At 71.4% G+C, this 21728-nt stretch carries 22 protein-coding genes and 2 pseudogenes; 13 read left to right on the plus strand and 11 right to left on the minus strand.

Going from position 1 to position 21728, the window contains the following annotated elements; all coding sequences use genetic code 11:
* Nucleotides 1–192: 192 nt before the first annotated feature.
* Nucleotides 193–663 (minus strand): hypothetical protein, encoded by a 471-nt coding sequence (locus ACFQGL_RS14775; protein WP_377511567.1) that lies wholly within the window; start codon nt 661–663, stop codon nt 193–195.
* A 1024-nt stretch (nt 664–1687) separates the two neighbouring features.
* On the opposite strand from ACFQGL_RS14775, the gene ACFQGL_RS14780 reads away from it, so the two are divergent.
* Entirely contained in the window at nt 1688–2344 is a 657-nt protein-coding gene (locus ACFQGL_RS14780) for a recombinase family protein (protein ID WP_377511570.1), read from the plus strand.
* A gap of 127 nt (nt 2345–2471) precedes the next feature.
* On the opposite strand, the gene ACFQGL_RS14785 is transcribed toward ACFQGL_RS14780, so the two are convergent.
* The 3 genes from ACFQGL_RS14785 to ACFQGL_RS14795 form a co-directional block, all read right to left on the minus strand.
* Nucleotides 2472–2672, minus strand: coding sequence for a recombinase family protein (locus ACFQGL_RS14785; protein WP_377511573.1), 201 nt, complete (start codon nt 2670–2672; stop codon nt 2472–2474).
* A 322-nt stretch (nt 2673–2994) separates the two neighbouring features.
* Nucleotides 2995–4002, minus strand: coding sequence for an NADP-dependent oxidoreductase (locus ACFQGL_RS14790; RefSeq protein ID WP_377511575.1), 1008 nt, complete (start codon nt 4000–4002; stop codon nt 2995–2997).
* Nucleotides 3999–5297, minus strand: a complete 1299-nt coding sequence (locus tag ACFQGL_RS14795; RefSeq protein WP_377511578.1) for an MFS transporter — start codon at nt 5295–5297, stop codon at nt 3999–4001. Before ACFQGL_RS14795 ends, ACFQGL_RS14790 begins: the two co-directional genes overlap by 4 nt.
* A 49-nt stretch (nt 5298–5346) precedes the next feature.
* On the opposite strand from ACFQGL_RS14795, the gene ACFQGL_RS14800 reads away from it, so the two are divergent.
* Nucleotides 5347–5739, plus strand: coding sequence for a MerR family transcriptional regulator (locus ACFQGL_RS14800; protein WP_377511581.1), 393 nt, complete (start codon nt 5347–5349; stop codon nt 5737–5739).
* Nucleotides 5740–5925: 186 nt separating this feature from the next.
* Here the strand turns inward: ACFQGL_RS14800 and ACFQGL_RS14805 are convergent.
* The 3 genes and pseudogenes from ACFQGL_RS14805 to ACFQGL_RS14815 all read right to left on the minus strand — a co-directional run.
* Nucleotides 5926–6183: pseudogene (locus ACFQGL_RS14805) on the minus strand (Tn3 family transposase); the annotation flags it as partial.
* 64 nt (nt 6184–6247) lie between these two features.
* A pseudogene (locus tag ACFQGL_RS14810) lies at nt 6248–6367 on the minus strand (Tn3 family transposase); the annotation flags it as partial.
* Entirely contained in the window at nt 6337–6591 is a 255-nt protein-coding gene (locus tag ACFQGL_RS14815) for a hypothetical protein (RefSeq protein ID WP_377511584.1), read from the minus strand. The gene ACFQGL_RS14815 and the pseudogene ACFQGL_RS14810, both read right to left, overlap by 31 nt.
* A gap of 438 nt (nt 6592–7029) precedes the next feature.
* Here ACFQGL_RS14815 and ACFQGL_RS14820 point away from each other — a divergent pair, with 438 nt between their 5' ends.
* Nucleotides 7030–7554, plus strand: coding sequence for an NUDIX domain-containing protein (locus ACFQGL_RS14820; RefSeq protein WP_377511587.1), 525 nt, complete (start codon nt 7030–7032; stop codon nt 7552–7554).
* 78 nt (nt 7555–7632) lie between these two features.
* A complete protein-coding gene (locus tag ACFQGL_RS14825) occupies nt 7633–8028 on the plus strand; it encodes a hypothetical protein (protein ID WP_377511590.1) in 396 nt (131 codons plus the stop codon).
* A 7-nt stretch (nt 8029–8035) separates the two neighbouring features.
* Here the strand turns inward: ACFQGL_RS14825 and ACFQGL_RS14830 are convergent, their stop codons facing one another.
* Nucleotides 8036–8629: a nucleotidyltransferase family protein gene (locus ACFQGL_RS14830; protein ID WP_377511593.1), complete on the minus strand. Its 594-nt coding sequence runs from the start codon at nt 8627–8629 to the stop codon at nt 8036–8038.
* Between the two features lie 65 nt (nt 8630–8694).
* Here ACFQGL_RS14830 and ACFQGL_RS14835 point away from each other — a divergent pair, with 65 nt between their 5' ends.
* The 4 genes from ACFQGL_RS14835 to ACFQGL_RS14850 all read left to right on the plus strand — a co-directional run bounded on the left by ACFQGL_RS14835 (nt 8695) and on the right by ACFQGL_RS14850 (nt 12334).
* On the plus strand, nt 8695–9744 hold the full coding sequence (locus ACFQGL_RS14835) for a phosphate acyltransferase PlsX (protein ID WP_377511596.1): 1050 nt from the start codon (nt 8695–8697) through the stop codon (nt 9742–9744).
* A 78-nt stretch (nt 9745–9822) separates the two neighbouring features.
* A complete protein-coding gene (locus tag ACFQGL_RS14840) occupies nt 9823–10803 on the plus strand; it encodes an ATP-binding cassette domain-containing protein (protein ID WP_377511599.1) in 981 nt (326 codons plus the stop codon).
* Entirely contained in the window at nt 10800–11573 is a 774-nt protein-coding gene (locus ACFQGL_RS14845) for an ABC transporter permease (protein WP_377511602.1), read from the plus strand. Before ACFQGL_RS14840 ends, ACFQGL_RS14845 begins: the two co-directional genes overlap by 4 nt.
* Nucleotides 11570–12334, plus strand: coding sequence for an ABC transporter permease (locus ACFQGL_RS14850; protein WP_377511605.1), 765 nt, complete (start codon nt 11570–11572; stop codon nt 12332–12334). The genes ACFQGL_RS14845 and ACFQGL_RS14850 overlap by 4 nt, the downstream gene beginning before the upstream one ends.
* A gap of 7 nt (nt 12335–12341) precedes the next feature.
* On the opposite strand, the gene ACFQGL_RS14855 is transcribed toward ACFQGL_RS14850, so the two are convergent.
* The gene (locus tag ACFQGL_RS14855; RefSeq protein WP_377511608.1) at nt 12342–13181 is read right to left on the minus strand and encodes an acyl-CoA thioesterase; all 840 of its coding nucleotides are present in this window, start codon (nt 13179–13181) and stop codon (nt 12342–12344) included.
* Between the two features lie 78 nt (nt 13182–13259).
* Between ACFQGL_RS14855 and ACFQGL_RS14860 the strand changes: the two genes are divergently transcribed.
* Both ACFQGL_RS14860 and ACFQGL_RS14865 read left to right on the plus strand, forming a co-directional pair.
* Complete coding sequence (locus ACFQGL_RS14860) at nt 13260–14420, plus strand: acyl-CoA dehydrogenase family protein (protein WP_377511611.1); 1161 nt, start codon at nt 13260–13262, stop codon at nt 14418–14420.
* 27 nt (nt 14421–14447) lie between these two features.
* Nucleotides 14448–15494, plus strand: coding sequence for an acyl-CoA dehydrogenase family protein (locus ACFQGL_RS14865; RefSeq protein WP_377511613.1), 1047 nt, complete (start codon nt 14448–14450; stop codon nt 15492–15494).
* Nucleotides 15495–15551: 57 nt separating this feature from the next.
* On the opposite strand, the gene ACFQGL_RS14870 is transcribed toward ACFQGL_RS14865, so the two are convergent.
* Complete coding sequence (locus ACFQGL_RS14870) at nt 15552–15947, minus strand: VOC family protein (RefSeq protein WP_377511616.1); 396 nt, start codon at nt 15945–15947, stop codon at nt 15552–15554.
* Between the two features lie 79 nt (nt 15948–16026).
* Between ACFQGL_RS14870 and ACFQGL_RS14875 the strand changes: the two genes are divergently transcribed.
* Complete coding sequence (locus ACFQGL_RS14875) at nt 16027–17556, plus strand: GMC family oxidoreductase (RefSeq protein ID WP_377511619.1); 1530 nt, start codon at nt 16027–16029, stop codon at nt 17554–17556.
* Between the two features lie 16 nt (nt 17557–17572).
* On the opposite strand, the gene ACFQGL_RS14880 is transcribed toward ACFQGL_RS14875, so the two are convergent.
* Nucleotides 17573–18850, minus strand: a complete 1278-nt coding sequence (locus tag ACFQGL_RS14880; RefSeq protein ID WP_377511622.1) for a condensation domain-containing protein — start codon at nt 18848–18850, stop codon at nt 17573–17575.
* A gap of 78 nt (nt 18851–18928) precedes the next feature.
* Between ACFQGL_RS14880 and ACFQGL_RS14885 the strand changes: the two genes are divergently transcribed.
* Both ACFQGL_RS14885 and ACFQGL_RS14890 read left to right on the plus strand, forming a co-directional pair.
* Nucleotides 18929–19897: a ferritin-like domain-containing protein gene (locus ACFQGL_RS14885; protein WP_377511625.1), complete on the plus strand. Its 969-nt coding sequence runs from the start codon at nt 18929–18931 to the stop codon at nt 19895–19897.
* Between the two features lie 18 nt (nt 19898–19915).
* Nucleotides 19916–21728: condensation domain-containing protein (locus tag ACFQGL_RS14890; RefSeq protein WP_377511628.1), on the plus strand; the 1813-nt coding region annotated here is incomplete at its 3' end.

Here is a 21728-nt window from a genome sequence, read left to right on the forward strand (position 1 = left end):
CGTACAGTGCGAGGGTGGATATCGCCTACGACTGGGGCCTGGACCAGCCCTCGCATCCGGTCGCTGAGCGGGCCGGCGACGCAGAGGCCCTCGGGGAGCATCGGAACGAAAAGTCACCTTAGACCGGGCGCGAGTAGACCGGGGGCTTCACTTTCGTGGACGAGGACTTGGTAGCGGTGGCCGGCGTCGGCCTCAGGGTTTTGCGAGCCAGCAGAGCACGTCGTCGGTGAGGATCACGTCGTATGGAAGACCGCGCAGGTCTTCGGCAGAAACCTTCAGGCCGCGAGCCCGAGCCAGGTCGGCCAGCTCCGCCCATGGGTGTGCCTCGGGGGTCTCGTCGTCGTCAGGAAGAACGGCGTTCAACGTCGCTTGGACGATGCTGTCCCGGGCCACGTGGTCCGGGACAGCATCGTCGCGTGTCCTACCGGACGTCCAGCCGATCGTGAAGCCACGAGCGTTATCCAAGATCACGTGGCGGGCGTCATCCAGTGCTGCGAACTCAGTGACCGAGAAGCTCTGGGCGTCCGGGTCGTCAAGGCGTTCAGGTCGGATGTCGCAGATCGCACCCAGCCCTACGACTCGTCCTGGGTTGACCGGGCGAAGATCGGCGTGATCGTCAGCGGCGTCAGGGTGTGCGTGCCAACCGCTGTCCACGTCGCTCACTTCCTCGGAGGTCCCGCGTTGGTGCCGACTGCGGTAGACCCGTTCAACCCTGATCGGCTGCTACGGCGCGCTCCGACGCTGGTGCGGCTGGAGCACGTCCTATTGAAACAAGCTTTGCAGCCTAGGGGATGCGAATTGGCGCAGAGGCGGTCAGGGGCTGCATGCGAGGTTTTGGTAGGTTCCCGTAGTTTTACCGGACGGGTCAATTATCCCGGGTAGATCCACGTCCACGACGCCTTGCCAGCCGACCGTCGAGGAGTTCGCGCAGGCCTTTCTTGCAGTGGCGCGGCTAGAGGAGCCACCCCCGGGGGCGTACCTGCCGCTGCCCGACCCGACCGTCACCCAGTAGCACGAGATGGAGTCACAGAAGTAGGCCTGCAAATCCACCGCCACGTCTGATTTCGCGGGGCAACTGCCGGAGACCTTGATCCACCAGCCGTGGACGGAGGTCTCCCCACCGGAGAGGTGAGGGTCATCAACGGCCTGCCGGTACTTGCAGCCGCCGGCTGTGATGTCGGACGACTCCGTCTGTGGGCTGACCCCACCACCCGGATAGGGCGCGAAGTGACCCGCCCGCGAGGGTGATGACGGCTGCGACGCTACCGATGGTGCTGGCGATGCCACCGCGGCGGTGGGCATCGCGCCGAGGAACACGGCCGCAGCGCAGCATGCAGCGACGGATGCGCGGCGCAGGGTTCTGATCCTGTGGGCTTGGTCAAACTAACCACCTCCACGAGTATCGATGTAACTCTTGGCACACCTCATGGATACAGCCGTCAACAGGCGGGAGAGGTCTGCGCGTTGCCGGGGGCGGGCTCGGCCCAGTCGTCGGGCATTCGCTGCGACACGCGGCCCAGACCTAGTGACTCTCGTTCCGACGCCCCCCGAGGGCCGTCAACAAACCTTCGTTTAATGAAGATCATCTAAGGATGATCAACGTGACCCTCGGAGCCTTCAAAAACTCCTTCAAAAACCGGCGTGTTCAGTAACCTGCTCGGCACCGTTTTCTGAAAGGATTGCGGGCGTGACGGCCGCCCTGGAACCCACCGAAGTGCTCGCCGCCGAGCCGGCGCAACTCACCCAGATCAAGATCGGCTATGCCCGGGTGTCGACCGGCGGGCAGAAGCTCGAACGACAGCTCGACGCGCTCAAGGCGGCCGGCTGCCGGCGGATCTTCGCCGAGAAACTGTCCGGCCGCGACACCGAACGGCCCGAGCTCACCGCGTGCCTGGAATTCATGGCCGCCGGCGACACCCTCGTCGTCCCGGCCCTCGACCGGCTCTCCCGATCCCTGCAAGACCTCATCACCACCGTCGGGGACCTGCGCACCCGCGGCGTCGGGTTCACCTCCCTGCACGAGAACCTGGACACCACCACCCCCGGCGGCCGGCTCGTCTTCCACGTCTTCGCCGCCCTCGCCGAGTTCATCCGCGAACTGATCGTCTCCGGCACCCGCGAGGGCCTGGCCGCCGCCCGCGCCCGAGGCCGCGTCGGCGGCCGGCCCAGCGTTGTCACCCCCGAGATCATCCGCGCGGCCCGCGACATGCTGCCCAACCCCGACGCGAGCCTCACCTCCATCGCCAAACTGCTCGGCGTCAGCGTCGGCACCCTCTACAACCACATCCCCGACCTGCACCAGCTCCGCGGCAGCCGCACCCGCCGAGCAATTGAGGGCACATGAACGGCCGCCCAACCATCACGGCGAGCAGCGTCGTACCCGCCCGCCAAGCTCAAGCCCCTACTGACACCTGGCGAGAAACCAATGACACGAAACGAGAAATCAAGCAGTGGCGTCCAGCCGAGAAGTCTCACTCCTGCCCGGCAAGCACCCAGACGTAGGTGAATAGCTCGCTGAACTTCGGCCGCTGAAGCGGGTGGAGGAGGCTGGAGGTGCCCGGGTCCTCCTCGAAGACGACCGGGTCCTCAATCCCGGCCTCGTCCAGGACGCGGTTCTGCCGGGCAGTCGACTGCTGGTCTGTCGAGACCCGCTTGTAGACCAGGTTCGCCACCGAGGGGCCCCTGCGTACGGAGGATGGGACCTTATCTGTTGTCAAACCCTGTCAGCAATCACCATCGGATCTGATTGGATTCGCGCCGCCGCGAACCCCCGGATTGCGCGGGTTCATTGGGCACGTCGGCCGCCTGTCGGCAAACGATCGTTTGCCGACAGGCGGCCGGTTCGGTCTTGGTGACCGCGCCTGCGGCGCTGGTGAAACACGGCCCCGGCGCAGTAATGCGCCAGGGCTACCTGACCCTGCGGGGACTGTGCGAAGTTGGGTCGGTGTGCGAAAGCTGGGGACCGAGCCGTAGCGGCACCGCCTGGGAGCCGGACTACGGCGGCGTCGGCCAGCCGACCGCCGGTTCGTCGTCGATTGTGATGACGAGCTTCCCGGTGACCCGGCCAGTTTCGGCGTGGGCATGCGCGGCGGGTAGTTCGGACAGCGGATAGGTCCGCTCCACGTGGACCTTGAGTTGTCCCGCGTCAACGAGGTCACGTACCACGTCGAGGGGCTGGGCCATCCGCGTCCCGCCCAGCCACTGGTACTGCCGGCCCCGGCGGTCGGCGTCCTCCTCGGTCACGCCCGGGTCGAGTGCCGCGCCGAGCAGGAGGCCGCCGGGGCGGAGGCAGTCGAGGGAGCGTTGTCCGTACTCGCCGCCGACTAGGTCGAGGACGACGTCGACGTCGCGGACCACGCTCCGGAAGTCCACCCTGGTGTAGTCGATCGGTTCGTTCACCCCGAGATCGCGGAGGAACGGGTGGTGCGCGGTCCGGGCCGTGCCGAAAACGTAGGCGCCTCGGTGCCGGGCGAGCTGCGCCGCGAGGTGGCCGACACCGCCGGCCGCGGCGTGGATCAGGATCCGCTGACCGACGCGCAGGGCAGCGTACTCGGAGATGGCGACGAGTGCGGTGCGCGCCGCGACCGGCAGTGCTGCCGCGGTTACATGGTTCATGGTCACGGGTTTGGTCGCCAGACTCGCCTCCGGCACTGAGACGTACTCGGCGTAGGTGCCGATGAAGTGGATGCCGTAGACCTCGTCACCGACCCGGAACCGGCCGCCCGGCTCGGCCTCGACAACGGTGCCGGAGAGGTCCGAGCCGAGCACCAACGGTGGCGGCCCGAGTTCCGGTACGAGTCCCCGACGGATCTTCGTCTCGCCGTAGTTCACCGAGGCCGCATGTACCCGGACCAGGGCGTGTCCGGATGCTCGTGTGGGTCGTGGACGCCGGACCGTACGCAGCACCTGGGGTTCGCCGAACCGCTCCATGACACTGACGCGGATCAGGTCGGGGGCGGGTGCGGCGGCGTCGGCCGCGCTCCCTGGTACGGCGGCCGTCACGACCGCACCTCGCCAGCTTCGGCGACGCTGCGATCCGGCGCCGCTGCGCTTCGGGGGTCATCACCGTCCGGGACAGCATCGGTGGTGTGCTCGGCTCCGGCACCACCGGCGGTGCCCTGGCCCCGGAGACCGTTGACCACCAGCCCGACGGTGGCGATGGCGATGACGATGGCCGCGACGGCGGGTAGGGCACCGGCCTGCCAGTTGTCGAGTACCGCCCCGCCGAGCGTCGCCCCGGTGGCGATCCCGAGGTTGAGCACGGTGATGCCGATCGCCCCGGAGGCGGCCTCCCGACCGGGGGAGGCGATCCGAAGCAGGTGCATCTGGAAGACCGGTGGCAGCAACCCGATGAGTACGCCCCAGCCGGCGATCACTACGACTGCCACGGCGAGATGGAGATCGAGTAGTAGCAGTGAGGCGGCGCTACCGGCGAAGGCGGCACTGACCCAGCCTAGCGCCTGCCGTGGGAACCGGTCAGAGAGCGATCCGGCCCCGACGGTGCCGACCACCCCGGCCGCCCCGAAGACGAACAGCAGTATGCCGCTGGTGGCGTTGTCGTACCCGCCGAACTGTTGGAGTAGCGGGGCGATGTAGGTGTAGAGCAGGAAGTGGCCGGTAATGACGAGACCTCCGGCCAGCGCGACGCCGAGCACGGTCCACAGCGCTGGGTCGCGGCCTTCCTGCCGTGCTGCCTGTTGGGGCGCGTCCGACAGCGGCAGGGTACGGATGCCTAGGGCCGCCAGTGCGAGCAGCGCCGCCAACCCGGCGAAGGAGACCCGCCAGCCGAGCGCGGCGCCGGCGGTGGCGCCGAGCGGAATGCCGACGATGCTGGCCAGTGCGGGCCCGGCCAGCACTACCGAGACCGCCCGGCCGATCCGCGCCGGCGGGACGAGCGTGGCCACCGTCGGCACGAGCAGGGACCAGAAGAGGCCGTGCGCGGCGGCGGCGGTGATCCGGCCGGTGAGCGCCCATCCGTACGAGGGGGCGAGCGCGGTGCCGGTGGTCGCCAGGGCGAGCAGCAGCAGGATGACAGGTAGGAGCCGCCGGCGCGGTACCCGTGCGGTCAGCCGGGTCAGCGGGACGCTGGCGACAGCGATCGTCAGTGCCCAGGCCCCGACCAGTCCGCCGGCGGTCGCGGGCGTTATGTCGAGGCCGTCGCTGAGCTGCAGCAGCAGGCTCGCGGGCAGCAGTTCGGTGGTGACGGTGGCGAAGGCCGCGCCGGAGAGGAGAAGTAGTGCTCGCCAGGGCAGCCGGGGCAGCGCTTTTGCTGTGGGCCCGGAGGGTTGAGGGGTCATGGCCAGTACCGTAGAGTCTCTCATTGATGTGAGAGTCAAGGAGCGGTTTATGCGGATCGGCGAGCTGTCCAGGCGTACCCAGATTCCGATCCGGATGCTGCGGTACTACGAGGAGCGGGGGCTGCTGACACCGCAGCGCGCACCGAGCGGCTACCGGCACTACCAGGAGGCGGACATCGAACAGGCAACGCTGGTGAGCAGCCTGGTCAGATCAGGACTGCCGACCAGACTCATCCTGCCGCTGCTCCGCGACAGACAATTGAACCCGATGGACGGGGACGAGACAGACGACGGAGACGACGACCTGGTCGCACTGTTCGCTGCCGAATTTGCCCGGCTCGACAGCCAGGTCAAGTGCCTGAGCTTCAGCCGGAGCGCCGTACAGCAGCACCTGCGACGCCTCCGCGCCACCCGGGTCAGACACACTCCAACGGGCACCTGAGCCGCCCGCCCCATCCCAGCACTTCGTCTGGGGACCGGTCGACCCCGAGGGGAAGGGGGCGGAGCCGGCATCACCATGGCCCCCCTTCCGGTCGGACCACCACGCTCGAACCGCCCGCCCCGAAGCACCGGAGGGCCCGTGGGGTCTAGCCGGGCGATGTCCTCGTCCCGGATTCTCGTGGCCCTCGGCCTTGAGCTGGGCGACGGCGGCGTCGATGTACATCGTCGTCCAGAGCACGATGGCGTTGAGGACCAGGCCGAGCGCGCCGAGCTCATCTCCCATCCCGTCGCGGTACGCTTGGTGGATGGTGCCGCGCTTGCCGTGGCACACGTCCCGGGCGAGCTTGTGCCGCGACTCCTGCACGGTGAGCTGCCGATTCATCTGACGGCGGTAGGTGTCGTCGACCGGATCGACCACCCGCAGCAGGTGCTCGGTCTTGGCGATGCGACCCGTATTCGGCGAACGCCTGCCCCAGCGGGACCGAACGGTTCTCCCGTCCGGGCATTCGCAGCAGGTCGTAGGCGCGGACCTGGTTGGTGACCAGGGAACCGGCGACCTTCAGCAGGTCCGGCCAGTGCGTGATCACCTTGTTCAGGTTCACGCGGTTGCGGGCCAGGTCTTCCAGCACGCCGTCCCCCGCAGCCAGGTTAGGGACTTCGGCTCGCCGAGCGCGCCGAGCTTGTCGACGTTCAGCTTCACCCGCCCGTCGTCCTTCGCCTCGATGGAGACCTTCGCCGCCGGCCCCGCCTCCTGAAGCCGTTCGGCGAGTTGCTTGCACCCGGCGTCCAGGCCCCGCATTAGCTCCGCCAGGTGCTCCTCCACGGGCATGTCCAGGCTCAGCCCGGCCAGCACGTCCTCCTCGACCGCGTTCCAGTCGGGCCCGTCCAGCAGCCGGGCGCGGGTTGGACCAGCGGTGCGAGGGCGAGGCGAACACGTCCCGGCTGTTCAGAGCCCGGTGCAGCTGCTCCAGCACGCACACCACGTACGCGTCCCGGTCCACCACGCCCCGCGGCAGATCAGGGTTGGCGTACACCGCCTTGCGCCACGCGGGCGGCACGAGTTTGTCGTCGACCTCGCGCGGCAGCAGCGGCTTGATGCCCACCTTCCGCCGGGCCAGTGCCGGCAATGCGCGGACCCCGGCCAGGACCCGCTTGCCCGCGCTCGCCGCGTCCAGCGCCTTCGACTTGCCCAGCAACGACAGGAACGGCCGCAGCCGTGCCGAGGGCTGCCAGGGGGCGCGGCTCGGGGACCAGGTTTCGACCGGCGCAGTTGACCTGCGAGCATCCTGCGATGGAGCGCTTGGAGAGTCGGACCGTCTACACCAACGCCTGGATGACCGTCCGGGAGGATCGCATTCGCCTGCCAGACGGCTCGACTGGCATCTACGGGGTGGTGGAGAAGCCGGACTCCGCGCTGGTCCTGCCTCGCTGGACTGAGGGCTTTTGGCTGGTCGAGCAGTTCCGCTACCCAGTTGGCCGGCGAGCCTGGGAATTCCCTCAGGGCAGTTGGGGACACGGAGACGGGGGCGGCGCCTCCGCGCTGGCTCGTCAGGAGTTGGCCGAGGAGACCGGATTGCGTGCGGAGACGTTCACTCATCTGGGGCACCTGTACGAGGCGTACGGCTATTCCACGCAGGGCTTCGACGTCTACCTGGCAACCGGGTTGACCGAGGGGGAGCCGGACCGCGAGGCGACCGAGCAGGACATGGTGCACCGGTCGTTCACCGACGCGCAGATCCGTGCCATGGTGTTGGCTGGCGACATCGTCGACGCGCCGTCGCTGGCGGCGCTGACCCTCTACACAATGTCCCGTTGACCCCGGTGCCGCGCGGGTTGGTGACCCGATCGCGGTCCTGCCGGCACGGGCCAAGGACAGTGCCGTAACTTCACCGGGATGGGTCTGCTGTTGGCGCTGCGCCCCTCGTCGCCGCCGCGTCCGAAAAGCCTGCGCCGTGCTACCCGGGCACAGCGGCGCGAGCACCATCGGGCTGATGTCGAAGAGTGGGCCACGATGGACGAACGCGGTCTGCTGCTCGACCTGCGTGTCGAGGAGCTGCTGCCGTTGCTGAATGCGGCCGGTGGTAACCGCCTTTCGTTCCTGGGCCAGCTTGACCCATGGGCAGACGGTGTACTCGCTCACGAGGATCTGCCGCAGCTCGATGCCGAGGTCGACCGTCTGGAAGCGGCAGCGGTTAACGACGAGGAGCGTGGGTTGGTGGCGGCGCTACGGGCGTTGCTGGTGCGCTGGCGTCACGATCCTGGCCTGGCGCTCTACTGGTACGGAGACTGAGCTTCGGTCACTCCAGCGCTCGGGTGATTTCGAAGGCGGCGGCCTGCTCGGGCAGGTCCACGTCGGTGCCGTCGGCGACGTCGGCGCAGGGGACCAGCCGGACCGCGTCGCCCTGGGCGCGCAGGTAGTCCCGTGCGCCCCGGTCCCCGGCCGCCGCCTCGGCCACGCCGGCCCAGTGGTGCCGCCCGAGCAGCACCGGGTGCCCGCGGTGACCGTCCTGGTAGGTGGCCACGGCGAGGGAGTCGGCGGTGGCGTCGCGAGCGACCCGGCGTACCGCCTGGGGGGTGAGGCCGGGCATGTCGACCAGGGTGACCACGGCGGCCTCGGCGGTGCCGGACGTCAGGGCGGCCAGCCCGGCCCGCAGGGAGGATCCCATGCCCGTCGCCCAGTCGTCGTTCAGCACCACCTCGGGCAGCCGCGTTCTGGCGCGGATCTGGTCGGCCTGTGCGCCGAGCACCACCACGACCGGCCGGCAGCCGGCCGCCGTGAGGATCGCCGCGGCGTGCTCCACGAGCAGCCGCCCCCGGTAGCGCAGGAGGGCCTTCGGCTCGCCGAACCGGCGGCCCGCGCCGGCCGCGAGGAGCAGTCCAGCCGTAGCCATGGGGCGAGCATAGCCCCTAGCATGCATCTCGTATCTGCTGTCGCGTATTTCTGGTGAGGTGCCCGATGACACCGGACGAGACCGGCGGGCGGCGGCTGCGGGTGGCGGTCGACGTCGCCGGAGCGGACCTCGGGCCCGAGCCCGTCGTCGCCGGAGCGCTGGCCGCGGCCGCGACGGTGGACGTCGTGCTGGTCGGCCCGCAGGCGCTCATCCGTCCCCTACTGCCCGGCGGTGTTCCGCCGCCCGGCGTACGGCTGGTGCACGCCCCCGACGTGGTCACGATGGCCGAGGATCCGGTGGCCGCGACGTACGCGAAGCGGCGCTCCTCGCTGCTGGTCGCGGCCGGGCAGGTGGCGACGGGCCGGGCCGACGCCATGGTGACACCGGGCAACACCGGTGCCGCGGTGCTCGCGGCGGCCGTCCGGCTGGGCCGAGTGCCGGGGGTGAGCAATCCGGCCCTGGCGACGGTGCTGCCGGTGCCCGGCGCGGGCCCGACCGTGCTGCTCGACATCGGTGCGACCGCCGCGGCGGTGCCGGAGTGGCTGGTCGAGTTCGCGGTGCTCGGCACGGAGTACGCCCGTGTGCGGCTGGGGCTGGACCGACCCCGGGTCGGTCTGCTGTCGAACGGCCACGAGTCGGTCAAGGGCGGGCCGGTACGCCGTGACGCGCACCTCCTGCTGGCCACCATGCCCGGTTACGTCGGCCAGATCGAGGCGTACGACGTGCTCGGTGGCCGGGTCGACGTGGCGGTGACCGACGGTTTCACCGGTGACGTGGCGTTGAAGATGCACGAGCGCACCCTGGACGCCACCGTCGGCCTGGCGCTGGACGCGGTGCGGGCGTTCTCGCCGATCGGGGCGCTGGCCCGGGACCGGGAGCGGCGGGTGACCCAGGCGGTGCGGAACGGACTCGAGGCCGAGCCGGGCGGAGCGTTGCTGGGGGTACGCGGTGTTTGCGTGATATGTCATGGGACGGCCGGAGCGGCCGACATCGAGGCGAGCGTGGGGATCGCCGGGGAGTGTCTGCGCTCGGGTGTCGTGCGGCGGATCGGCGCGGCCTTCGCGGCGTCCTCCGAGCAGCGACGAAGGGGACGGCGCAGCCCCGTTGACGGCTGACCGAACTGGTTCTTGTATCTGGCATTACACATACGAGCGTTGATATGGTTCCGGGATTCCTGGCATGAGGGTGGTGCGATGTCACAACAGATGATCCAGGTCAGCGATCTGCGCCGGTCGTTCGGCGCCACGGCCGCGGTCGACGGGGTCGGCTTCGAGGTCGCCGCCGGTGAGGTGGTCGGCCTGCTCGGGCCCAACGGCGCGGGCAAGACCACCACGATCCACTGTCTCACCACGCTGCTGAAGCCGGACGCCGGCACCGTCCGCGTCGCCGGCTTCGACGTCGTCAGCCAGGCCGCCGAGGTACGCCGCAGCATCGCGGTCACCGGCCAGTTCGCGGCGCTCGACGAGATGCTGACCGGCCGGGAGAACCTGGTGCTGTTCGGCCGGCTGCTCGGGCTCGGCCGGTCCGCCGCCGCCGCGCGCGCCGACGAGCTGGTCGAACGTTTCGACCTGGGCGAGGTGGCCGGCGGCGCGGTCCGCACCTACTCCGGCGGTCTGCGGCGCCGTCTCGACCTGGCCGCGAGCCTGGTGGTCGACCGACCCGTGCTCATCCTCGACGAGCCGACCACCGGTCTGGACCCACGCAGTCGGCGGGCCCTGTGGGAGGTGGTGCGGGAGCTGCGGGACAGCGGGACCGCCGTGCTGCTCACCACGCAGTACCTGGAGGAGGCCGACCAACTGGCCGGGCGGGTGCTGCTCATCGACCACGGCCGGATCGTCGCCGAGGGCACTCCCGACGAACTCAAGCGTCAGCTCGGCGGCGCGGTCTGCGAGGTGCGGGTGGGAGACCCGCAGGCCCGCGCGGTCGCGGCCGAACAACTGCGCGCCGCCTTCCCGGGGCTGACCGAGGACGACGACGTGCTGCGGCTGGCCGCCGGCTCCGGCACGCTCACCGAGGTGGTCCGGCGGCTCGAATCGGCCGGCGTCGAGGCCGATGACGTGACCGTCCGGCGGCCCACCCTGGACGAGGTCTTCCTGTCCCTGACCGGGGCCCCCGACGTGGACGGCTCAGAGCGGTCGACGGTGGCGCGGGACGTGGCGGGGGCCGGCCGGTGAGCAGCACGGCCGCGTCGGCGGCCAGCCCGTTGCAGCAGTTCGCCGTCCTGGCCGCCCGTAACCTGCGGCAGGCACGCGCCGGCCGGTCGGTCGGCCTGACCGTCATCTTCCCGCTGGCCTTCTTCGCCGGCTTCATGGTGGTCTTCCGCCGGCTGATGGCCGACTACGGGATCGCCTACGAGCAGTTCCTGCCACCCGCGATCGTCGTGCAGACCACCGCCCTGGTCGCCATGTCGGCCTGCTACCTGATCGCCGGCGACGCCCGCAGCGGTCTGATCGCCCGCTACCGGACGCTGCCGATGAGCGCCGCCGTGGTGCCGTCGGCCCGGCTCGTGGTCGACGCCGCCCGGGCCGCGGTCGCGGTGGCGGTGATCCTGATCGCTGCCGTGCTGGTCGGATTCCGGTTCACCGCCGGAGCGGCACGGGCGGCGGGTTTCGTACTGCTGGCGGTCGGCTTCGCGGTGGTGCTCGCGGCCGGCTGCGCGGCACTGGGGCTGGGCGCCCGTGACCCCGAGCAGGTGTACTCGGCGTTGACCCTGCCGTACCTGGTGCTCACCACGGTCTCCACCGCCTTCGTCCCGGTCGACGCCTTTCCGGGCTGGTTGCAGCCGGTGGTGCAGGTGTCGCCGTTCTCCGCCCAGGTCGACGCGCTGAGGGCGCTGTCCACCGAGGGGGCCACGCAGAGGGTGTGGCCGGCCCTGGTCTGGTTGCTGGTCCTGGGATTGCTGTTCGGCTTCGCCGCGGCACGTTCGTTTCGGAGGAGCCGATGAGCACCGTCACGCAGGCCTCGCTGTTCGCCGGGCGCAACCTTCGCCGGTTCTTCCGGGCCCCACCCGCGCTGGTGTACGCGTTCGCGTTCCCGGTGCTGCTCCTGCTCACCCAGTACGCGGTCTTCGGTCGGATCGTCGGTGACGGCGACCGGCAGCACTACCTGGAGCGGCTGGCGCCGCTGGTGGTGCTGTCCACCGCCGCGTTCGGCTCGCCGTCCAGCGCCGTCGGTTTCCTGCGCGACCTGCGCGGTGGGCTGGTCGACCGGCTGCGCACGATGCCGGTGACACCGGGCGCGCTGCTGGCCGGTCGGCTCGTCGGCGACGTGCTGCGCATCGTCCTGATCGGGTTGCTCACCACCGGCGTGGCGGTGCTGCTGGGTTTCCGGTTCCGCGCCGGGCCGTTGGCCGTCGTCGGCTTCTTCGCGGTGATCGCGCTCTTCGGCCTGTTGTGGGCGGCGATCGCGCTGTGGCGGGGGTCCGGCCCGGGTGACGAGGAGTCGCTGCCACCGTCGCTGACCGGTCCGGCGACTCTGCTGTTCATCTTCTCCTCGGGGTTCGTGCCGGTGTCGGCGTTCCCCTCGGTGGTGCAGCCGGTGGTGCGGGCGAACCCGTTCTCGGTCGCCACCGAGGCGCTGGTCGGCCTGTCCACTGGCGGTCCGGTGCTGGTCCCGGTGCTGCAGACGCTGGCCTGGGTGCTCGGGCTGGGCACGGTGTGCCTGCTGGTGGCCGTACGCCGGTTCGCCAACCGCACCGGCCGTTGAGCGTCGGTCAGGCGGGGCTGGCCATCCGGTAGAGCATCTGCTGGCCGCCGGTCGCGAGCAGCAGCCCGGTGTCCGACCAGACCCGGGCCCGGGCGCCGAGCACGCCACCGGTGGCGGCGGCGGCTTCGCCCTCCACGAGCAGCCACTCGCCGCCGTCGTCGCCGCCCTGAAAGCCCACGTACAGGTCCATGCTGGGGGCCATGAAGGTGGTCCGCTCGAACGCCTGCACGACCGCCGGGAACTGCACCACGTCGACGGCGAAGACCAGCCGGGCCGCCGCCAGCCAGGGGTCCGGGTCGGCGGGTAACCCCTCGTGCAGCCGCAGCCAGCCCCGGATGGTCGGCACGCCGTCGCGTTGCGGAGTCCAGCCACCGGCGGGCCAGCCGGAGAGCCGTACCTCGTAGCACCGCTCCCAGATCGGCAGCACGGGCAGACCGTCGCGGCGCATCAGCTCGACCAGGCTGGGCAGCTCGTCGGGCTTGGGCAGGTCCGGCGGCGGCATCCACCGCCGTTCGGGACCGACCAAGCCGGCGGCGATGGTCCAGACGTGCGCGGTGAGCAGGATCCGGCCGCGCTGCCGCAGAGTGACGTGCAGGGCGACGGCACGCCGGGTGCCGTGCACCCGAGTGACCTCGATGTCGACCTCGCCGTAGCGGGGTGGGGCGAGGAACTGGCAGCTCAGGCTCACCGGCAGCATGCCGCCGGCCTCCTCGCCGGCCGCGCGTAGCGCGATCGCGGCCAGGTAGCCGCCGTTGGGCCCCCACACCGACCAGTCCTCGGCCAGGTGGGCGTGGTACCGGCCGGGCGCGGTCTGCCGCACCGCGGCGCCGTCCGCGAGACTGGCCATCGAGGACCCCTTCCGGCGTCGGAACGCGTGAAAACAAGATACTGCAGATCAAAACCAGATACGAGTACGATGCGGCGCATGGATCTGCGTGACAGCGCCGACGAGGCGGAGTTCCGGGCGGGGCTGCGGGAGTGGCTGGCTGACGCGGTGCCGGTGACCAGCGGGCCGGACGGAGCACCCGCGCCCGGGCGGTGGGACGACATCGCCGCGGTGCGGTCCTTCACCTGCGCGCTGCACGCCGCCGGCTACGCCGGTCTGACCTGGCCCGCGGAGCACGGCGGGCGCGGACTGTCCCCGGCGTACCAGGCGATCTACCTGGAGGAGACGGCCCGTGCCGAGGCCGCCGAGCACATCGGGGTCATCGGTCTCGGCATGGTCGGGCCGACGATCATCGCTCGTGGATCTTCGGAGCAGCGCGCCTGGTACCTGCCGCGGATCCTCACCGGGGAGGTCATCTTCTGTCAGGGCTTCTCCGAACCGGAGGCCGGCAGCGACCTGTCCGCGGTACGGACCGTCGCCCGCCGCGAGGGTGACGAGCTGGTGGTGACCGGGCGCAAGGTGTGGTCGTCGTACGCGCAACTCGCCGACCACTGCCTGCTGCTGGCCCGTACCGACCCGGAGCAGCGGCGCCACCGGGGCCTGTCCTGCCTGCTGGTGGACCTGTCCTCGCCCGGCGTCACGGTCCGCCCGATCCGTCAGATGACCGGTGAGTCGGAGTTCGCCGAGATCGAGTTCGACGAGGTCCGGGTGCCGCTCGACGCGGTGGTGGGCGAGATCGGCGACGGGTGGCGCGTCGCGATGACCACTCTCGCCCACGAGCGGGGCACGTTCGGGTTCACCCTGACCGCCCGCCTGGAGGTGGCGTTCCGCCGGCTGGTCGCGACCGCCCGGGCCCGGGGCCGGGACAACGACCCTCTGGTACGCGACCAGATCGCCGCCCGCTACGTCGAGCTGGAGGGTCTGCGGTGGACCAACCGGCGGGGGCTCGCCGAGCTGGCGCGTACCGGGGTGCCGGGCCCCGAGACATCGGTGATCAAGTTGCGCTGGTCGCAGGCGCACCAGCGGCTGACCACCCTGGCCGTCCAGCTGGCCGGCCCCGGTTCCGAACCGGACGACTGGGACGCCTACTGGCGACACCAGATGCTGCGCAGCCGCGCCAACACCATCGAGGGCGGCACCTCCGAGGTGCTGCGCAACCTGGTCGCCGAGCGCGTACTGGGCCTGCCCCGGTCCTACTGACCGCCACCCCGCACGAGGAGAGACCGGATGGACTTCGCACTGACCGGTGAGCAGGAGTCGCTGCGGGACACCGCGGCGAAGTATCTCGCCGACGACCGGGCCTCCGGGGACGGCCCAGCCTGGACGGACGTCGCCGACCTGGGCTGGCTCGACGCCGAGCTGGGCGCGGTCGAGGTGGCGCTGCTCGCCGAGCAGCTCGGCTGGGCGCGGAGCCCGGTGCCGTGGTGGGCCGCGGTGGGACTGGCCGGCCCGGCACTACGCGCGGCGGGCCGCCCGGTCGAGCGGCCCGCGACGCTGGCCTGGGCCGAGGAGAACGGCCCCGACACGCTCGCCGGCACCCTGGCCGCCGCCCGTGGGGTCGGCGCGGTGGGCTGCGCCGTCGCCGCCGACGGGACGCTGACCGGGCGCAAGATCCGGGTGCCGCACCTGGTGGACGCGGCGGACCTGGTGGTGGCGGCGACCGGCCCGCTGGGCGTCGAGCTGCGCCTGGTCGACGCGTCGGCGTTACGGCCGGACCCGAGCCGTGCCGGTGCGCAGGCGCTCGACCCGACCCGACCGGTCGCGACGGTGGAGCTGACCGGCGTACCGTCGACGCCCCTCGTGGCCGCGGACGCCGCCGCCGACGTGCTCGCGCTGATCCGCCGGCGGACCCTGACGCTCCTCGCCGCCGAGGCGGTCGGCGTGGCGGCGCGGGCCCTGTCGTGGGCCGCCCGGTACGCCGCCACCCGGACCCAGTTCGGTAAGCCGATCGGCGCGAACCAGGCGGTCGCCCACCCGCTGGCCGAGAGCTACGGTCAGGTCGAGACGGCCCGGTCGTTGGCCTACCGGGCGGCGTGGGCGGTCGACGCGGAACCGGAGTTCGTCGCCGACCGGGCGGTGCTCACCGCCAGCGTGGCGGCCCGCGAGGCCGCGATGACGGCCTGCGAGGTGGCCATCCAGACCCACGGCGGCAGTGGCTTCACCTGGGAGCAGCCGCTGCACCACTGGTATCGCAGGGCGTGGTGGCTGGCCACCTTCGACGGCGCCGTCACGGATCTGCGGGCCGAGCTGGCCGGGCTGCTGCTGGACGGCTGACCCACCGGCCGCCGGTGCGATCAGGCCACGGTGGTCGGTGCGATCAACCGGTGGTGGTCAGGAGGAGCCGGGTCGGTAGGAGCCGAAGCTCCACAGGTTGCCCTCGGCGTCGCGGACCGAGTAACCCTGCCCGCCGTAGTCTTCGTCGCGGAGCTTCTGCACGACCTCGGCGCCGGCCGCGACCACCCGCTCGTAGTGCGCCGCGATGTCGTCGAGCACCACATAGGTCGAGGCCGGCCCGGCGTCGAGCACCAGCCGACCGTCGCTGCCGTCCGTCTCCGAACTCAGCATGATCATGCCGTTGCCCCAGGTCAACTGGGCGTGACTGATGGAGTCGTCCGGGCCGGGGACGACCAGTGCCGCGCGGAACCCGACCACGTCCACCAGCCATCGAAGGGCGGCGGGAGCGTCGCGGTAGCGCAGGGTGGGGATGACTTCCGGGCCTCTGCTCATACACGAGAGTCTAATGAAGAATCGCGGATAGCACATGTGATGCGTCCTGGCATGTCGTGTATTCGGCTACGCTGTGCCCATGCTTCGCTACGACTACGTGATCGTTGGCGCGGGAGCGGCGGGGGCGGTGCTGGCGGCCCGGCTGAGCGAGGACGTCGGGCGGTCCGTCCTGCTGGTGGAGGCCGGACCCGACCTGGTCGGGGCGGCGGTGCCCGAGGTGCTGCGGACCGGCTCGGTGGAGGCCGAGGACGGCTTCGACTGGGACCTGCGGGCGACCGTCGTCGCCGGGCGAGAAGCGCCACTGCGGCGGGGCCGGGTCGTCGGCGGTTCGACGCAGATCAACGACCGGGGCGCGATGCGGGCTCCCGCCGCCGACTTCGTCGCCTGGGGGGCGCGTGGCCTGCCGGAGTGGGACTGGCCTGCGGTGTTGCCGGCGTTTCGCCGGTTGGAGCACGACCAGCAGTTCGGCGACCGCGACTACCACGGCGTGGCCGGTCCCGTCCCGATCACCCGCTGGTCGCGCGGTGAGCTGACGCCCGCGATGGACGGCTTCCTGGACGCCACGCTCGGCCTCGGCCACGACTACCAGGAGGACATGAACGCCCCCGACGCCGTCGGCATCGGGACGTACCCGCAGAACCGGCGGGACCGGCTGCGGATGTCCACCACCCTGACCCACCTCGACCCGGCCCGGTCCCGGTCCAACCTGGTCGTCCGGGGTGACGCCGAGGTCGAGCGCGTGCTGCTGGCCGACGGGCGGGCGGTGGGCGTCCAGGTCGGTGGGGAGAGCATCGGCGCCGGTGAGGTGATCCTCTGCGCCGGTTCTCCGTACAGCCCGGCGCTGCTGCTGCGATCGGGGATCGGCCCCGCCGACGAGCTACGGGCCGCCGGGATCACGCCGCTGGTCGAACTGCCGGGCGTGGGCGCCGACGTGATCGACCAGCCCGGCGCGATCATCCTGGTGGTGCCCGAGCCGGAGACGATCGGCGGCGACTGGCCGCGTACGCAGCTCATCGCGCGGCTCGCCGGCATTCCCGGGCACCCGGCCGACCAGGCGTTCTATCTGAGCCTGTTCACCGGCATGAGCACCTCCCGGGGCGCCGGGGCGGGGCTGGACCGGATCGTCGGCGCGGACCTGGTCAACACGGTGATGATCGGCGACATGGCGATGGCGTCGCGGGGGCGGATCTCGGTACGCGACGCCGGCGCGACCGCCCCGCCCGTCGTGGACCTCGGCTTCTACTCCGCCGACGGTGACCTCGCCCGTATGCGTGACGCGTACCGGCACGCGTGGGAGATCGCCAACCAGGCCGCGTTCACCAAGACGGTGGCCCGGTTCGCGCTCGTGGACGACGCGGTCGTGGGCGACGACGAGCAGCTCGACCACCTGCTGCGCGCCACCACGTACAGCCGGCTCAACCTGGTCGGCGGCGCCCGGATGGGTGCGGCGGACGACCCGGGCGCGGTCATCGACGGTCACTGCCGGGTGCGGGGTGTGGCCAACCTACGGGTGGTGGACGCCTCCATCGTGCCGGTGCCGCTGCGCGCGCCCGCCGCGCTGACCAGCATCATGATCGGCGAGCGCGGCGCCGAGCTGATCCTCGGCTGATCCCGGGCCAGCCTGCTCAGCGGCGCAGCAGGGTCGACAGTGCCGCGGCGGGGTTGGCCACCACGGCCCGGGCGGCGCTGGCGTAGCCGTCGAGCAGCCGGACGGCGTCCGCCGGCGCCAGCCGTGGCGTGTGGAACAGCACCACCCGCAGGCCGTCCCCGCGCGGGGCGAGCGCCAGCTCGGTGCCGAAGCGGCTTCCGATCGCCTCGGGCACCAGCAGCTCGAACTCGACGCCGTCGACGCTGACCTTGTGTGCCAGCTCGGCCATCATCTGGAACACCACGTCGTCGACCCGACCGCCCAGGTTGGCGCTGCCGGTCGACACGGCCTGGTAGGGCTGCTCCTGGTTGGCGAAGGCCGCGGCGGTCGTCGAGTGGGTCGCCTCCAGCAGGCCCTGGAAGGTGGCGAACGGCGGTAGCCGGGTCCGCAGCACCACCATGTTGGCGCAGAAGCCGACCGTGCGTTGGCTCTCCGGCCTGGTCCGGTTGGCGAACAGCGAGGCGACGGCGAGGTCGCCCTGCCCGGTCACCCGGTGCAGGACCGCGTAGTAGACGGCCAGCGCCACGGTGAACAGCGTGGTGCGGTGCCGCCGGGCCAGGTCGCGCATTCCGGCGGCGACGGTGGCGTCCAGGTCGCGGCCGAGCACGCCGGGGGTGGCCTGCGGCGGTGGCTCACGGTACGGCAGGCGCGGCAGCCGCAGCCCGGTCAGCTGCGTACGCCAGAAGTCGCGCTGGCGGTCCAGGTCCGAGCCGGCGAGCCTGCCCTCCTGCCAGGCCACGAACTCCGGGTACTGCCAGGACACCGGGGGCAGTTCGACGCGCGGGTCGGCGTAGAGCGCGCGCAGCTCCTCGAAGAGCAGCCCGCAGGACCAGGCGTCGGTGACCAGGTGGTGCATGGTGAAGCAGAGGACCACCTCGTGGTCGGTGACCCGCCAGGCGATGGCCCGGGTCGGCCACTGTGCGACGTCCACCCGGGTGGCCAGCTCGGCGGTGACGGCCGCGTCCGTCGCGAGCTGCGGGTCCGGCTCGCCGCGCAGGTCGACCACGGTCAGCGCGACGGGCTGCGGCTCGTGCACGAGCTGGGACAACCGCGGACCCCGCCCCACGAAGGTGGTCCGCAGCGCCTCGTGCCGGGCGGTCAGCGTGGTGAGCGCGTCGCGCAGCGCCGTCAGGTCGATCTCGCCGGTGAGGCGGCACAGCAGCGGGCAGTTCAACGCCCCGTGGTCCGCCCGGTAGTGCTCGATGATGCCGAGCAGCCGCTGCCCCACGGAGGCCGGTACGGGTCGGGGTGCCACGGTGCGACCGTACCGCTCGCTGTTGTATCTGTCATCAAGGGTCTGGCATCTTGTGTTGTCTCTCGGTACCTTGGGCGCATGTCTGGTCTGTCGGTGACCACGCCCGTGCGTGCGCGGCTGACGTGGCGGTACGAGTCCGAGATGCCCCGGGTGCTCTCGCTCTACGAGCGGGCCAAGAGCGCGCAGTGGAACGCCAGCACGGACATCGACTGGTCGATCGAGGTGCCGTTCGGCGAGCCGCTGCCGGACGACTCCGCGTTCGCCATGGCGTCCTTCGAGGCGTCCCCGCTGGCGCGGCGGGGCCGCCCGATGTGGGACACCTTCCGCTGGGAGCTGCAGTCGTGGATGGTGAGCCAGTTCCTGCACGGTGAACAGGGCGCGCTGGTCGTCGCCGCGCGCCTGGTCGAGGTGGTGCCCGACCTCGACAGCAAGTACTACGCCGCCAGTCAGGCCGCCGACGAGGCCCGGCACGTCGAGGTGTTCTCGCGCTACCTGCGGGAGAACGTGCCGCACCCGTACCCGATCAACCCGGCGTTGTCCGAGCTGATCGAGGATCTGCTGTCCGACTCCCGTTGGGACATCACCGCGCTGGGCATGCAGATCGTGGTCGAGGCGCTGGCGATGGCGGCGTTCCGGCTGGCCAACAGCACCTTCCACGACCGCCTCATCTGCGACATCACCCGGCTGGTCGCCCGGGACGAGGCCCGGCACGTCTCGTTCGGGGTGCTGTCGCTGGAGGGCATCTACCGGGAGATGACCAGCGCCGAGCTGGCCGACCGCGAGGAGATGGTGCTCGACTCGGCGAGCCTGATGCGGCGCCGGTTCCTGCTGGAGGACGTCTGGGAACGCATCGAGGTCGACCGGACCGAGGGCGTCGACTTCGCCTCGCACAACGAGCTGATGATCAAGTACCGGCAGGCCATCTTCGCCCGGGTGGTCACCGCCCTGGCCAACATCGGCCTGCTGACCCCCCGGGTCCGCGCCGGCCTGGAGCAACTGGACCTCATCGGGTTCGCCGACCGCTCGATCCGCGTCCCGGGCGCCTGACCTGTGTCGGGAGTAGACATGCCAGTGCTGACCACGCTGACCCTGGACGGCATGTGCGCCGACGTCGCGGCGCTGCTCGAGGAGCCGGTGTCGCCCGACGACGACCTGCTGGAACGCGGCCTCGACTCGATCGGGCTGATGCGGCTCGCCGCCCATTGGGCCGCCGCAGGCGCGGAGCTCAGCTTCGCCCAGCTCATCGAGCACCGCACCGTCCGGCAGTGGCACGCGCTGGCGCAGCCGGCCGCGCCCGAGCCGATCGAGGACGAGGTGACGGTTGACCCGGACGAGCCGTTCGCCCTGGCGACCATGCAGCACGCGTACTGGGTCGGACGCGCCGGAGACCAGGCCCTCGGCGGTGTCGGCGCGCACTTCTACAACGAGTTCGACGGCCGGCAGGTGGATCCGGCACGGCTGCGACGCGCGATCCGGGCGCTGGTCCGCCGGCACGACATGCTCCGGGCCCGCTTCCTGGACGACGGCCGGCAGCAGATCACCCCCGACGGCGCCTGGCCCGGCCTGAGCGTGCACGACCTGCGCGACCTGCCGGCCGCCGACCGGGACCGGCGGCTCGCCGACCTGCGCGCCACGCTGTCGCACCGCAGCCTGCGGGTGGACCGGGGCGAGGTGTTCGACATCCAGCTCTCGCTACTGCCCGACGGGGCGACCCGGATGCACGTGGAGATCGAGATGCTGGTCGCCGACGCGCACAGCTTCCGGGTGCTCCTCGCCGACCTCGCCCGCCTCTACGCCCGTCCCGACGAGCCGCTGCCGGCCATCGACTACAGCTACCCCCGTTACCTGGCCACCCACGAGCGACGCCGGGCCGACGCCCGGGAGGCCGCGGCCCACTACTGGCGGGACCGGGTGTCCGAGCTGCCCGGCGGCCCCGACCTGCCGGTGGCCGTCGCCCCGGAACGGATCTCCGGGCAGCGGGTGGTCCGGCATCACCACTGGCTCGCCGGCACCGACCGGGACCGGCTCGCCGCTCGCGCCCGCGAGCACGGCGTCACACTGTCGATGGTCTTCCTGACCGCCTTCGCCGAGGTCCTGGCCGCGTGGAGCAGCCGGCAGCGCTTCCTGCTCAACCTCCCGCTGTACGACCGGACGCCCTACCACCCGGACGTGCCGCTGCTCAGCGGGGACTTCACCAACCTGCTGCTGCTGGAGGTCGACGCCACCGACGAGGTGTCGTTCGTCGAGCGCGCCCGCCGACTGTCCGAGCAGTTCGCCCGGGACGTGGCGCACACCGCGTACTCCGGGGTGGACGTGCTGCGCGACCTGGCCCGTACCCGCTCGGACCGGGGTGTGCTCGCGCCGGTGGTCTTCACCAGCGCGCTGAGCCTCGGCGACCTGTTCGGCGCCGACGTACGGGAGTGCTTCGGCGACCCGGTGTGGACCAGCTCGCAGACCCCGCAGGTGTGGCTGGACAACCAGGTCACCGAGCGCGAGGGCGGCCTGTACCTGAACTGGGACGTGGTGGCCGAGCTGTTCCCGCCCGGCGTGTCGGAGGCGATGTTCGCCGCGTACGTCGGGCTGTTGACCCGGCTGACCCACGACGACTGGGACGGAGTGGCGGTCGACCTGCTGCCCGAGCGGCAGCGGGCGGTCCGACAGCGGGCCGACGACACGACGGCGACCCTTCCGGTGCGCCGGTTGCACGACGGGTTCTTCGCCTGGGCGGCACGCGAGCCGAGGCGCCCGGCGTTGCTCGGCGATCAGGTGGCGGTGTCCTACGGTGAGCTGGCCGGACGGGCGTTGACCCTGGCCGGGGCGTTGACGCGGGCCGGCGTTGCCCCGGGTGACGCGGTGGGCGTGTGCCTGCCCAAGGGCG

The sequence above is a fragment of the Micromonospora vulcania genome (assembly GCF_042658605.1).
Lineage (GTDB): Bacteria > Actinomycetota > Actinomycetes > Mycobacteriales > Micromonosporaceae > Micromonospora > Micromonospora vulcania.

Coding starts and splice junctions, on each gene's coding strand:
- ACFQGL_RS14795 (WP_377511578.1), bottom strand. CDS start 5,297: ATGACCCCTCAACCCTCCGGGCCCACAGCAAAAGCGCTGCCCCGGCTG.
- ACFQGL_RS14875 (WP_377511619.1), top strand. CDS start 16,027: ATGCTTCGCTACGACTACGTGATCGTTGGCGCGGGAGCGGCGGGGGCG.
- ACFQGL_RS14870 (WP_377511616.1), bottom strand. CDS start 15,947: ATGAGCAGAGGCCCGGAAGTCATCCCCACCCTGCGCTACCGCGACGCT.
- ACFQGL_RS14865 (WP_377511613.1), top strand. CDS start 14,448: ATGGACTTCGCACTGACCGGTGAGCAGGAGTCGCTGCGGGACACCGCG.
- ACFQGL_RS14825 (WP_377511590.1), top strand. CDS start 7,633: ATGGGTCTGCTGTTGGCGCTGCGCCCCTCGTCGCCGCCGCGTCCGAAA.
- ACFQGL_RS14885 (WP_377511625.1), top strand. CDS start 18,929: ATGTCTGGTCTGTCGGTGACCACGCCCGTGCGTGCGCGGCTGACGTGG.
- ACFQGL_RS14855 (WP_377511608.1), bottom strand. CDS start 13,181: ATGGCCAGTCTCGCGGACGGCGCCGCGGTGCGGCAGACCGCGCCCGGC.
- ACFQGL_RS14800 (WP_377511581.1), top strand. CDS start 5,347: ATGCGGATCGGCGAGCTGTCCAGGCGTACCCAGATTCCGATCCGGATG.
- ACFQGL_RS14850 (WP_377511605.1), top strand. CDS start 11,570: ATGAGCACCGTCACGCAGGCCTCGCTGTTCGCCGGGCGCAACCTTCGC.
- ACFQGL_RS14840 (WP_377511599.1), top strand. CDS start 9,823: ATGTCACAACAGATGATCCAGGTCAGCGATCTGCGCCGGTCGTTCGGC.
- ACFQGL_RS14835 (WP_377511596.1), top strand. CDS start 8,695: ATGACACCGGACGAGACCGGCGGGCGGCGGCTGCGGGTGGCGGTCGAC.
- ACFQGL_RS14860 (WP_377511611.1), top strand. CDS start 13,260: ATGGATCTGCGTGACAGCGCCGACGAGGCGGAGTTCCGGGCGGGGCTG.
- ACFQGL_RS14830 (WP_377511593.1), bottom strand. CDS start 8,629: ATGGCTACGGCTGGACTGCTCCTCGCGGCCGGCGCGGGCCGCCGGTTC.
- ACFQGL_RS14820 (WP_377511587.1), top strand. CDS start 7,030: ATGGAGCGCTTGGAGAGTCGGACCGTCTACACCAACGCCTGGATGACC.